Genomic DNA, 11,910 nt, shown 5'->3' on the forward strand with positions numbered 1-11,910 from the left:
ATGTCGACCATGTCCAGAGGTAAAGCCGGGCTGTACCATCTTATCGTCGGAGTGCTGGCGCTTCTTATGATTTATCCGATCCTATGGCTGGCGGCCAGCTCCCTGAAGCAAAACAATGAAATTTTCTCCACCGCCTACAGTCTCATCCCGAGCAAGCTCGAGTTCTCAAACTATGTCAGCGGCTGGAAGGGCTTTGCGAATAACTCCTTCTCGACGTTTTTCAAAAACTCGTTCATTATCGTTATTATCTCGACCATCGGGTCGGTTGTCTCGTCAGCGCTTGTGGCTTACGGTCTGGCACGCATTCCGTTTAAAGGCGCGAGCTTCTGGTTCGGCTGTGTCATGCTGACCATGATGCTGCCTACGGACGTCACGATTATTCCGCAGTACGTTATGTTTGCGAAGCTCGAATGGCTGTCTTCCTTTAAGCCGATCATCGTTCCTAGCTTCTTCGGGATGCCGTTCTTCATCTTCCTGATGATGCAGTTCATCCGTACGGTACCTGTAGAATTGGACGAAGCGGCTAAGATGGACGGCTGCAATAAATATATGATTTTCTTCCGTATCATGATTCCACTCATCGTTCCGTCCTTGGTGACTTCGGCGATCTTCTCCTTCTACTGGAAATGGGATGATTTCATGGGGCCGCTGCTGTACTTGAACAAGCCTTCGCTGTATCCAGTGTCGCTTGCGTTGAAGCTGTTCCTGGACGGGGAGTCCATCAACAACTGGGGCGGGATGTTCGCCATGTCGACCCTGTCGCTGGTTCCGATTGTCGTCGTATTCTTCTTGTTCCAAAAGTATATCGTGGAAGGCATCAGCACTAGCGGCTTGAAGGGTTAAGCGTTAGGCTGAAGCTGAGGCTGGAGTGGTAAAAAATAGGGGTCGGAGAGCAAGCTTTAGGGCGAGCGATCCGACCTTTTGTCGCGCTGTAAGGCGGGTTTTCCGCTCTGGTGCTCCCTGTTAGAAAATCATTCTGCTAAAAAACAAGCTGGCGCCGCGGCCAGCTTGTTGCGTTCCCCCGCGTTTAAATAATAGTTTCAAACCGTAATTTTAACCGCCTAATCTCGTATTTATCCCCGGTTCATTCTATAATAGATTAGATCGAAACTTATTATTTACTTAGGAGCTTAGCAATGAGTTCGAATCCGGTGTTAAACGATGAGCTATGGCCGAAGCTGCTGCAGCAAGTAGCCGCGGCCTTCAATGAAGTAACGCTGAATCGCGGATATAACTATTTTAAACAACAATATGTTACCCGCATGGTCCGCACCGAGGATCGCGTGATCGAAGCCGAAGTAACCGGTTCAGACGAGTACCTGGTGAAGCTGAAGCTGGACAAGGTGAGCTCGAGCAGCTGTACCTGCCCGGTCCAAGACTGCTGCAAGCACATGGCCGCTGTCCTAATGGAGCTTGCCGATCGGCACGGATACCCCGCTTCCCAGCTGGTGAATGCCAAGCATCATCTGAAGCGAGCGGCTGAAACCGCTGCCTCCTCAAAATCCCAACTGGGCCAGTTGCCCGAAAAGGACGTGTCCGGCTGGCATGCGTTTTTGGAGGAGTATACCTCGCACATCAAACCCACCTCCTACGATCAGCGCATGTATGCGGATGTGCTGCGCAGTCAGCTGCAGGGGATTCGGAACGTTCCTTATTCCGCGGCGGACGGGGTTTATTTTGAGCTGCATCAAGAGCTGTTTAGGGTGCGAAAGGTCAAAGAGCTGACCGCACAGGCTACGGTGCATTACTACTCTTCCTATGCGTTTTTCCGCGTGTACGATGAACTCCATACCTGGTTGCAGTATAAGTCCTCCCTCTTCGACTTTACCGTCGCAGAGGATCGGCTGAGCCAAACGTTAAGCTATGTTCGACAGCAGATGGCGGAGGACAACGGAAAATTGTACCTGGACTATGGCCTGTACACGGCGATGTGGAAGCTGTGGATCGCCCCCAAAGGCAAGGCAGTCTCTGACCATTGGGCTACGCAGGAGCTTCAGGCGATGGAGACGCAGGCAGGCTCGAATGCAATGTCCTTATCACTTTCGGCGGCTAAGGCGTTCCTGTACCTTTGTCAATCCCGAGGCACAGAGGCGTGGGAGACCCTGGAGTCCAGCGGCATGCTGAAACAAGCGACAGGGAGCTTGCTGCTGCCTTTTCTGGAGCAAATGGCAGCAGCGGGCGACTGGGGTACGTTAGTGGACTGGCTGATCCGGACGGCCTCCTCCTTCTATGGTCCTCGGACCAAGGAGCTGGATGGGTATATCGACTATTGGAAGCAAGCAGTGGGCCATGTGCCGGACGCCGAAAAGGCGCTATGGGACGTGATGGAGGACATGCTGCCTCATTCGGCCTCGATCATCGAGCATTTGCTGTATGAACGACGCCAGTGGAAGCCCTGGATCGAGCTGCAAATCGTCCAGGAGCATGATCCGCTGTACCATCGGGTCAGCGTGCTGCAGCCGATCGAGAAGGACAATCCGTCGCTGCTTTTGCCATATTATCATCAAGCGATTGACCGGTATGTCGCCCTGAAAAACCGTCAGGATTACAAGTCTGCCGTCAAGCTGCTGAAGCGATTGGAGAAGCTATATAAAAAATTGAAGCAGCCCGAGCGCTGGGATCGTTTTCTCACAGGGTTTACGGATCGGTACAACCGGCTGCGCGCGCTGCAAGAGGAAATGAAGAAAGGAAAGCTGCTGCAATGAGCACAAAATTGTACGACATGTCCTTGCATGTGCTGCTGACAGACAGCGGGGATGCTTTGCTCTGGGGGCAGCAGGACGGACGCGACCTGTCCGGCGATAAATTTCGCAGGCTGCTGTTTGCTTGGCACGAGCCGTCCTTTTTCGGCACGGTGCTGGAGCTTCAGCAGGCCGGAGAACTGACCGTGACCGTGCTTCCCGCCGACATGGTGCTCCCCTTCTTCGCCGAGCCGGCGTTCATGGATACGCTGCGCTGGACAAGCGGCAACGACGCCGCTAAGGTCTTGCTCGAGGCCGCGCCGCTCCTCTACCAGGAAGCGCAAGCGGGGCGCTATGTCCCCAGCTACCGCGATTTCCGGGAGGGGACGCTGCGCTGGAGCTGGGATACGGCCTCCGAAGCCTTGCAAGCCGTCGATTGGGAGGCGCTGAACGGCATCGGCTTCTTAGGCGAGGAGCTGTCCGGGCTGCGCGCCGCCTTCTCCGCTGCCGTGGCTGCTGAGCATTTCGCGAACGAAGCCGCTATGGCCGACCTGCGGCGGGAGTATCCCGCGCTGTTTCAAGGATCCCCAGCCGCCGCTGGGTTCACGGAGGAGGAGTGGCTCGGCACGCTCGGCTGGAGGCCGGACACGGCGCCGTTCCGCCCGGCCCTGCAGCTGCTGGAACCGGACGACGAGCGCTTCGACTGGCAGCTCCGCTTCGTGCTGCAGGATAAGAGCGACGGCTCGCTCCTCGTGCCTGTGCGCCTAAGCGAAGGCGGTCAGGCGGCCGGGGTTTGGGCGAGCGAGTGGAGCCCCTTCATCCGGGAGCGCGCTCCCGGATGGGCGGCCAGGCTCGCCGCGGCGCTCCCGCACGAGCTGAGCGACGGCGGCGAGCTGTTCGCCGAGCCGCTCAGCGACGAAGCTGCTTGGCGCTTCTTGACCACGGATAGCCGCGAGCTGCTGAGCGAGGGCTGGAACGTCATGCTGCCCGGCTGGTGGGAGGCGGCCTCGAAGCGCAAGCCCCGCTTGCGTGCTCAGGTGGCGGCGGAAGCCGGCGGCCGGACCCAGTCGCTGTTCGGGCTGAACGCGCTGGTCGACTTCGACTGGCGGGTCGCCATCGGCAGCGCCGATCTGAACGAGGCGGAATTCGCCGAGCTGCTGAGCCGCAAGCAGCGGCTGATCCGCTTCCGCGGCGAATGGGTGTACCTCGACCCGGCGCTGCTGGAGCAGATTCGACGGCTCATGGAGAGCATCACTCCAGACGAAGGATTATCCTTGCAGGATGTGCTGCAGCTTCATATGCTCACGGAATTGGAGAAAGAAAAGTCCAACGATCGCAGTCGAGCCTCTGCCTCTGAAGAAGAAGAGGAGAACCGCGTCCACCTCGAGGTGGAGCTCAACTCCCACCTGCTCGCGCTGCTGCGCCAGCTTGGGCAGCCGTCGGAGCTGCAGGCGCTGCCTGTGCCTTCCGGACTCCGCGCCGAGCTGCGCAGCTACCAGCGGGAAGGCTTCACGTGGCTGAGCTTCCTGCGCAAGTTCGGGCTCGGCGCTTGTCTGGCCGACGATATGGGGCTTGGCAAAACGGTCCAGTTCATCACTTATTTGCTGCACCATCAAAGCGAGTCCGAAACCCCCGCCCTGCTCATCTGCCCCACCTCGGTGCTCGGCAACTGGCAGAAGGAGCTGGCTCGCTTTGCACCGGAGCTTAAGGTGGTGCTCCATTACGGGAAAGGCCGCCTCTCCGGACACGCGTTTCAGTCGATGCTGCAAGACACCGACGTGGTCATCACCTCGTACGCGACGGCGCTGCTCGATCAAGAGACGCTGCAGGAGATCCGGTGGAGCTCCCTCTGTCTGGACGAAGCGCAGAACATCAAGAACGCGCAAAACAAGCAGTCCGCTGCTGTCCGTTCACTCGACGCGCTGCATCGCGTTGCCTTGACCGGGACGCCGATTGAGAATCGGCTGTCGGAGCTGTGGTCAATCTACGATTTCCTGAATCCCGGCTATCTGGGGAACCAACGAGGGTTTCAGCAGCGGTTCGCGAATCCGATCGAGAAGCATCAGGACGAGGAACGCACTGCCCAGCTTCAAAAGCTCGTCAAGCCGTTCATGCTGCGCCGGAAAAAGAAGGATCCGAGCATACAGCTCGACCTGCCGGATAAGCTGGAGATGAAGGTCTACATCAACCTAACCCCGGAGCAGGGCGCTCTCTACGAGCAAGCCGTGCAGGCGCTGATGGAAAAAATGCAAAAGCTCGAAGGCATCGAGCGCAAGGGCGCCATCCTCGCCGCCCTCACCCAGCTGAAGCAGCTTTGCGACCATCCCGTGCTGCTCACGAAGGAGGAAGGCGCGCTGTCCGCTGGCACACTGGCCTCCGAGGAACAGCTCGACGCGTTCATTACGCGGTCTGCCAAGCTGGAGCGGCTCACGGCCATGGTCGGCGAGCTGCGGGATGAGGGCGATTCGTGCCTCATCTTCACGCAGTATGTCGGCATGGGCCGCATGCTGGCCGACATCCTCTCGACGCAGCGGGGCGAGCCGGTGCTCTACCTCAACGGCAGCACGCCTAAGACCGAGCGCGACAAAATGATCGACACCTTCCAGTCGGCGGACGGTCCCGGTATCTTCGTTCTGTCGCTGAAGGCCGGCGGCGTCGGCCTCAACCTGACAGCGGCCAACCACGTGTTCCACTTCGACCGCTGGTGGAATCCCGCCGTCGAGAACCAAGCGACCGACCGTGCCTACCGCATGGGCCAGAAGCGCAACGTGCAGGTGCACAAGTTCATCTCCCTCGGCACGCTGGAGGAGAAAATCGACGAGATGCTCGAGAGTAAAATGAGCCTGAGCGAGAACGTCATCTCCAGCTCCGAAGGCTGGATCACGGAGCTGTCGAACGACGAGCTACGCGATTTGTTCGCACTTCGGCAGAGCTGGTGACGCGATGCTAGAGCGACAAAAACCCCGGGAAGCCTCAAAGGGCCTCCCGGGGTTATTTTTTTACTTAAACCAACCCTTCTCCTTAAATCGTACGATCGCTTCGATCCGGTTGCTCACCTGAAGCTTATCGAGGATGACGGAGATGTAATTACGGACGGTGCCCGTGGTCAGGTAGAGCGCGCTGGCGATCTCCTTCGTGTTCTTCCCGTCGGCGATCAGCACGAGCACTTCCTTCTCCCGCTCGGTGAGCGGGTTTTCCTCGCCGTAGGCCTCGTCCATCAGCTCGGAAGCATAGATCCGCTTACCGGCCATAATGCTGCGGATGGAGCTGGCCAGCTCCTCGCTGGGACTGTCCTTGAGCAAATATCCGTGCGCCCCGGCCTTCACCGCGCGTTCAAAATACCCCGACCGCGCGAAGGTCGTCAAGATGATCACCTTGCAGCCGCTGCCCTTCAATTCCTCTGCGGCATCGAGGCCGCTTTTGCCTGGCATCTCGATATCCATGATGCAAATATCCGGCTTATGCTGGTGCACCAGCTTCACGGCGTCCTCGCCGTTGCTGGCTTTGCCGACCACGGTCATGTCCTCTTCCAGATCGAGCAGGGAGGCGAGTGCGCCCAGCAGCATCCGTTGGTCCTCGGCAATGACAATTCGAATCATATCCCCGCCTCCTTATCCGGTAGTTTGAACGGCGTTCGGCACCCTCATAATGACCAGCATGCCTTGGTTGGATAAAATCTCCATCGTTCCGTTCACGAATTCCAGCCGTTCCTTCATGCCCCGCAGCCCGTTGCCGCGAAAACAAACCGATTCATCCGCAATGCCGATCCCGTTATCCTTGACCTTAACCACCAGCTCCGTTCGGGACGGCTCGATAGCGACCGAGCAGGCCGAGGCGCTGCTGTGCTTCACAACGTTCGTGATCGCTTCCTTCAGGCACATGCTGAGCACCGTTTCGGCAATCAAGGAGGTGTTTGGCAGCTGGGGGTCCCCTTCTACATGCAGCTCGATCTCCGCCGCCATTAAAATCTGCTTCACACGAAGCAGCTCCTCTTCCACCCGCGTCCCGCGCATTTGGGTGACGAGCTCCCGCACTTCTTGTAACGCGATCCGGGCGGTCTGACGAATTTCCTTGATTTCGACCAGCACTTGCGCATGATTCGCATTTTTGCTCAGCAGCTTGCCAGCCAGATCGCTCTTGAGGCCTATTAGGGACAGCTTCTGACCGAGTGTATCGTGCAGATCGCGGGCAATGCGCTGCCGCTCCTCCAGCTTGACCAGCTCCGAGATGCGCTTGTTCGCATCCTCCAGCTGACCCTCCAGCTTATCCCGCTTGTTCCAGTTGTAGGTCGTCACCGGAAGCACCACGACAGCGATCAGGCTGATCAGGACAAACGGCAGCTGGGACAGGAACACGGCATTTTGCGAAACGAAGCCCACATTAACCGCCACGACGGTGGTAATCAGATGAATGCTGTACAGCACATAAAATCCGACCTTATGCTGCATGTTACCGATAAAGAACGCCAGAAACAGGGAAAAATAAGCAAACCCGAACATCAGCGTCATCGTGATGGAGATGGCGATCTGCACGCTCGTCCAGAGGTACATTTTCCACCCTTTGGACCGGAAGGCCATCACGTAGCAAAGAAAAAAAGCTAGAATCATAATAATTCCGCTCGCCACCTCGTACGGAGAGGACGAGCGGAAGATGAAGTAAAACGGCGATATATAAAAGACAACCCATATATACGGGCTCAAACCCGTGCTTTTGTGAAAAATATGATACCACTTCTGCACGACTGCCCACCCTTTTCGTTTCGCATGACTGCGCTTAGTACTCTTATTGTAGGTCAGCGCTATTCGCCTTGCAAGCTCGGGCTATGGACATGCAGATGATCCGCCACGGAATCCTTCTTCGCACGCAAGCGGCGAGTAACCTCCCGGAAGCTAACGAACGTTTTCTTGCCCTCATCCCAGAGGTGCAATCGCAGTGTACTGATGCTGGTACCCAGCGTGATGGTTGTGACGTGCTGCAGCGGCGGAGCAGCCTCGTGCGCCTTCTCCAGGTTGTAGTTTGGCACCTTTGGACTCAAATGATGAACGTGGTGGAACCCAATGTTGCCCGTGATCCACTGCAGCAGCTTCGGAAGCTTATAGTACGAGCTGCCCTCTACGGCCGCTTGGACATAGCTCCAGTCCGCTTCATTTTCAAAATAGGAGTCCTCAAACGTATGCTGCACATAAAACAGCCAAATCCCCAGCATCCCGGACACCATAGTAATCGGTCCTTGTACGAGCAGGAACGCCTGCCAGCCGATCGCCCAGATCAGCAGCGCATAGAGAGCCACCAGCAGCACATTCGTTAAGTAATTCCCCAAGCGCTCCTTGCGTCTAGCACCTTTGCGGTTAAACCGGTACTGCAGCAGGAACACAAAAATCGGTCCGAGGCCGAACATGACCAGCGGGTTCCGGTAGAAGCGATAAGCGACTCGATGCCACAGCGGGGCAGCCAAATATTCATCGACAGTAAGCATCCACAGGTCGCCGATGCCTCTTTTGTCGAGGTTGCTGCTGGTTGCGTGATGGATGGAGTGGCTGTTTTTCCACTGTTCATATGGACAAAGGGTCATAACCCCTGTAATTGTTCCGAGGATATCGTTGGCTAACCGGTTCTTGAAGAAGGATTGATGACAGCAGTCATGAAAAATGATAAACGTCCGCACTACGAACCCCGAAGCGACAATGCACAAAGGAAGCGTGAGCCAGTACGAAACGGACAGGCTAAAATAGGCTCCATACCACAGCAGCAATAAAGGGCCTACGGTGTTCAAGAGCTGTAGGAGGCTCGATCGGGTATTAGATTTTTCATATGGAGCAACGTGCTTTTTTAAGCTGGCAATACCAGGTTGGTGGGACATGGTGCTTCCTCCTCAAGATGACGTGCGAGTTCAATCTACCCTGATTATAGAAAATGCAGCCCGCCGGCGTTAGTCATAAACGTCAACTCGAGGATATGACAAATGTCATGTCCTGTCGGTGGTCTTTCTTTACGTTTTCTTCAATTCGCGTTAACATCCGTTTGATTCTTCTCCGTTCTGTTCGTCCTATAATTGAGATGGAAATCGATTCCAAGGGGAGTGTGATTCGTGTGAGGATCAAACGGGCCGTTCTGGCCGGCATTATGGCAAGCTCTTTAGCGGCAGGCTCGGCGTTCGCGGCACCGCTGAAGCCGGTTAACCATGCAGATTGGATGCTGAAAAAAATGGTTCTGGAAGGCGACGGAAGCGGACTGGCTCTGGCTCGTCCCGTTACCCTTGCGGAGGTTGTCACGCTGCTCGCGCGCTTGAAGGGCGAAACGAGCTTAAAGCCAGAGCCGGGATCGGCCTACTGGGCTTCCGCGGCGCTGACCTGGGCGAGCAAGCAGGGCCTGATCACCTCGGAGGAAGTCAAGCAGCCGGGTCAAGCCATCTCCGCGGCGCGCATCAACCAACTAGCCGGCAAGCTGGGCTACAGCCTGGCGCTTCCGGATCAGGAGCAAGTGACGCGGGGCAGCTTGTTCAACGCGGTGGGTGACGCCCTTACGCTGCATATTACCGTTGGTCATACGAACGATATCCACGGCCATATTGAGGAAAATAAGAACGGCAAGGAATTCGGCTACGCCAAAATCGCCACGCTCGTGAAGCAGTGGAGACAAGAAAATCCGAATTTCTTGCTGATGGATGCCGGCGATACGTTCCAAGGTACGGTATTCGTTAACCAATTTAAGGGCGAGTCGGTGGTGCCGATTCTTAACAGCCTTAACTACGATACGATGACCGCGGGCAACCACGAGTTCGACTACGGCTATGAGCAGCTGCTGAAGCTGAAGGATATGCTGGGGTATCCGGTCATTAACGCCAACGTGTTCAAATCGGACGATACGAACCTGCTCACTCCGGTCTACTATGCCACGGTGGGCGGCCAAAGGTTTTCTTTTATCGGCTTCGTAACCGATGAAACGCCGATTCTGACACATCCGGACAATGTCAAAGGCCTGACCTTCAAAAGCCCGGTGGAGGTGGCGAAGAAGCTCGTACCCGAGCTGAAGAAAAAAGTCGACCACGTCGTCGTCGTTTCTCATGTTGGAATCGATGTGGATCGGGAGATCGCTAAGCAGGTCCCTGGCATCGACTTCATCATCGGCGGGCATTCCCATACACCGATCCAAACGCCAGAGAACGTGAACGGTACCTACATCGTACAGGACTGGGAGTATGGCAAATCGCTCGGACGGGCGGACCTGTATTACTATAAAAACGAGCTGGTTAACTTTACTGGTGGGCTGGCGGAATATGATGAAACGGTAGCCGACGATCCGCAAGTGGCCGAGATGGTGAAAAAAATCGTCAGCAGCATCGACAGCGCGCTCAATGTGGTTATTGCCCATGCCGATGTGCCGCTGGAAGGCGACCGTACGATCGTGCGTAAGCGCGAAAGCAATCTGGGGAATTTCATTACGGACGCGATGCTGGAAAAATCCAAGACGTTCAAAGGCTACGAGGCGGATATTGCGCTCACGAACGGCGGGGGCATCCGGACCCAGATTAATGCGGGTGATATTACGAAAAAAGCGCTCTACGACGTGCTGCCATTCCCCAACACGCTGGTCGTGCTGGAAGCCAAAGGCTCGGAAATCGCAGCCGCGATGGAAAATGGCGTGAGCCAGGTGGAGCTCGGTGCCGGACGTTTTCCGCAAATCAGCGGCATGAGCTTTTCGTATAACCCAAGCAAGCCTGCGGGCCAGCGGGTTGTGGAGGTGAAGGTCGGCGGCAACCCGATCGATCCGAACAAAACCTACAAGCTGGTGACCAACGATTTTATCTCCAGCGGCGGCGACGGGTACGCGATGTTTATCGACAAGAAAGCGATGAACTCCGGAATCACGCTGTATGAGCTGGTGGAGGAAGCGATGACAACACAGAAAAACGTAAATCCTGCGGTAGATGGGCGAATCGTCGAGGTTCAGTAGGTTTTGGATAATGCAAAAGGGGGGCCGCTGGAGTTGGAGAGCGGCCCCCTCTTACTGCTGCTATGGCTGAAACGCTGTGACCTGGAACGTACCCTTTACGCTCGTTACTCGGTACAATACATCGAAGCCTTCGCTGTACTCGGGCTCCTGTAACTGCTTCATGACGCTTCGGATACCGATCTCGGGCACGTGCTCCTTCCCCGTTCGGACCGCATTGCGTTTCATCGATTCGGCAAAATCCGGCTCGAAGTAATAGCCCACGACTTGGAACTTGTGCTCTTTCGCAAGTGTGATGTACCTGCTCCTCGCCTCGGCCGTCGGGTTCGTATTGTCCACCACAAACGGCTGCTTCGCCTCGAACGAGGCCATCAAGTAAATGGTTTCCCGATGCCTGGTCCTCAGCATATCCATGTTGATCCGCATGTGCGAGCCAAAAAACCGCTCCTTAAAAAAGGTCGACTTCCCCGAAGCCTGAATCCCGATCAAAATTACACACTCCACCGTTACTCATCCCTATCCAGATAGACGAATTGATTGATGTAGTCTCTATTTTGCGAAAACATCGGAATATCTAAATCCACTTTCCATTGGTACCTCTGCGCGTCCCCTTTGAAATAAGACTGTTTGGTGATGCACACGCCTCGTTTTTGCCAGACGGGCAGATCATTCCAGTTGATTCCCTTATCCAGGAATAGCTTGTCCTGAAGCTGCTTCCCATTCAGCCCCTGCAATACCTCTTGTGAAAAATGAGCCTGGCTGACCATCGAAATGCTGTTCTTCGTCGCATCCTGCTGGCGCCACAGAAAGTAGTTTGTCACCTCATCGTGAGGCAATACCCACGCCCGGCTGTCAAAGGTCGCTAGTTCCTTATCGGGGTAAACCTTCCGAATTTCTTCATTAAACTTGGCCGTCGCTATGGAGGCGGATACGGACACCATTTTTTGGATGTTATTATTAAACCACGACTGGGTGGTGAGCTTATCGTAATTCGTGAGCAGGATGGAGATCTCATCACTCTGATGGTACACCAGCTTGCAGCCCATCAGATTCTCCGCTAGGTATTTGCAGGTTTCCCAAAATGCTTGCGTCAGCCGCTCATCGAATGGCTTATCCAAGCCTCGAGTAAAGCTGTGAAAGTGGCAGCCGTCAATCCGCAGGATGACAGGCAGCCGCCGCGGCAAGGTGTGCCGGAAGGCGTTCTCGTACTCTTTCATGCGATTGCCGAAATCGTCTTTTTGCATGGTTGGGGTCTCCTTTCTTGAGTAGTGTTACTAAA

8 protein-coding genes and 1 pseudogene are annotated in these 11,910 nt (G+C 55.8%); 4 read left to right on the forward strand and 5 right to left on the reverse strand.

Going from position 1 to position 11,910, the window contains the following annotated elements; translation table 11 throughout:
* The 3 genes from FPZ49_RS17435 (at position 1) to FPZ49_RS17445 (ending at position 5,620) form a co-directional block, all read left to right on the forward strand.
* Entirely contained in the window at positions 1 to 843 is an 843-nt protein-coding gene (locus tag FPZ49_RS17435; protein WP_391563830.1) for a carbohydrate ABC transporter permease, read from the forward strand.
* Positions 844 to 1,136: 293 nt separating this feature from the next.
* Positions 1,137 to 2,705 (forward strand): SWIM zinc finger family protein, encoded by a 1,569-nt coding sequence (locus tag FPZ49_RS17440; protein WP_144849244.1) that lies wholly within the window; start codon positions 1,137 to 1,139, stop codon positions 2,703 to 2,705.
* Positions 2,702 to 5,620, forward strand: a complete 2,919-nt coding sequence (locus FPZ49_RS17445) for a DEAD/DEAH box helicase (RefSeq protein ID WP_144849247.1) — start codon at positions 2,702 to 2,704, stop codon at positions 5,618 to 5,620. The genes FPZ49_RS17440 and FPZ49_RS17445 overlap by 4 nt, the downstream gene beginning before the upstream one ends.
* A 60-nt stretch (positions 5,621 to 5,680) precedes the next feature.
* Here FPZ49_RS17445 and FPZ49_RS17450 read toward each other — a convergent pair whose 3' ends face one another.
* From FPZ49_RS17450 to FPZ49_RS17460, 3 genes and pseudogenes are all read right to left on the reverse strand, one after another.
* Positions 5,681 to 6,280: a response regulator transcription factor gene (locus FPZ49_RS17450; RefSeq protein WP_144849250.1), complete on the reverse strand. Its 600-nt coding sequence runs from the start codon at positions 6,278 to 6,280 to the stop codon at positions 5,681 to 5,683.
* Positions 6,277 to 7,420: pseudogene (locus FPZ49_RS17455) on the reverse strand (sensor histidine kinase). The gene FPZ49_RS17450 and the pseudogene FPZ49_RS17455 overlap by 4 nt, the downstream one beginning before the upstream one ends.
* A gap of 59 nt (positions 7,421 to 7,479) precedes the next feature.
* Entirely contained in the window at positions 7,480 to 8,541 is a 1,062-nt protein-coding gene (locus tag FPZ49_RS17460) for a fatty acid desaturase (protein ID WP_144849256.1), read from the reverse strand.
* 263 nt (positions 8,542 to 8,804) lie between these two features.
* Here FPZ49_RS17460 and FPZ49_RS17465 point away from each other — a divergent pair, with 263 nt between their 5' ends.
* Positions 8,805 to 10,634 carry a bifunctional metallophosphatase/5'-nucleotidase gene (locus tag FPZ49_RS17465; RefSeq protein WP_261381468.1) on the forward strand — a complete coding sequence of 610 codons (1,830 nt, stop codon included), beginning with the start codon at positions 8,805 to 8,807 and terminating at the stop codon, positions 10,632 to 10,634.
* A gap of 60 nt (positions 10,635 to 10,694) precedes the next feature.
* On the opposite strand, the gene FPZ49_RS17470 is transcribed toward FPZ49_RS17465, so the two are convergent.
* A complete protein-coding gene (locus FPZ49_RS17470; protein ID WP_144849259.1) occupies positions 10,695 to 11,135 on the reverse strand; it encodes an ATP-binding protein in 441 nt (146 codons plus the stop codon).
* A 2-nt stretch (positions 11,136 to 11,137) separates the two neighbouring features.
* Complete coding sequence (locus FPZ49_RS17475) at positions 11,138 to 11,875, reverse strand: tRNA(His) guanylyltransferase Thg1 family protein (protein ID WP_144849262.1); 738 nt, start codon at positions 11,873 to 11,875, stop codon at positions 11,138 to 11,140.
* Positions 11,876 to 11,910 lie beyond the last annotated feature (35 nt).

The organism is Paenibacillus cremeus, assembly GCF_007786445.1.
Taxonomy (GTDB): domain Bacteria; phylum Bacillota; class Bacilli; order Paenibacillales; family NBRC-103111; genus Paenibacillus_G; species Paenibacillus_G cremeus.

What these genes read in the sequence shown, in the direction of transcription:
- FPZ49_RS17445 (WP_144849247.1), top strand. Translation starts at nt 2,702, where the DNA reads ATGAGCACAAAATTGTACGACATGTCCTTGCATGTGCTGCTGACAGAC.
- FPZ49_RS17465 (WP_261381468.1), top strand. Translation starts at nt 8,805, where the DNA reads ATGGCAAGCTCTTTAGCGGCAGGCTCGGCGTTCGCGGCACCGCTGAAG.
- FPZ49_RS17440 (WP_144849244.1), top strand. Translation starts at nt 1,137, where the DNA reads ATGAGTTCGAATCCGGTGTTAAACGATGAGCTATGGCCGAAGCTGCTG.
- FPZ49_RS17450 (WP_144849250.1), bottom strand. Translation starts at nt 6,280, where the DNA reads ATGATTCGAATTGTCATTGCCGAGGACCAACGGATGCTGCTGGGCGCA.
- FPZ49_RS17435 (WP_391563830.1), top strand. Translation starts at nt 1, where the DNA reads ATGTCGACCATGTCCAGAGGTAAAGCCGGGCTGTACCATCTTATCGTC.
- FPZ49_RS17460 (WP_144849256.1), bottom strand. Translation starts at nt 8,541, where the DNA reads ATGTCCCACCAACCTGGTATTGCCAGCTTAAAAAAGCACGTTGCTCCA.
- FPZ49_RS17475 (WP_144849262.1), bottom strand. Translation starts at nt 11,875, where the DNA reads ATGCAAAAAGACGATTTCGGCAATCGCATGAAAGAGTACGAGAACGCC.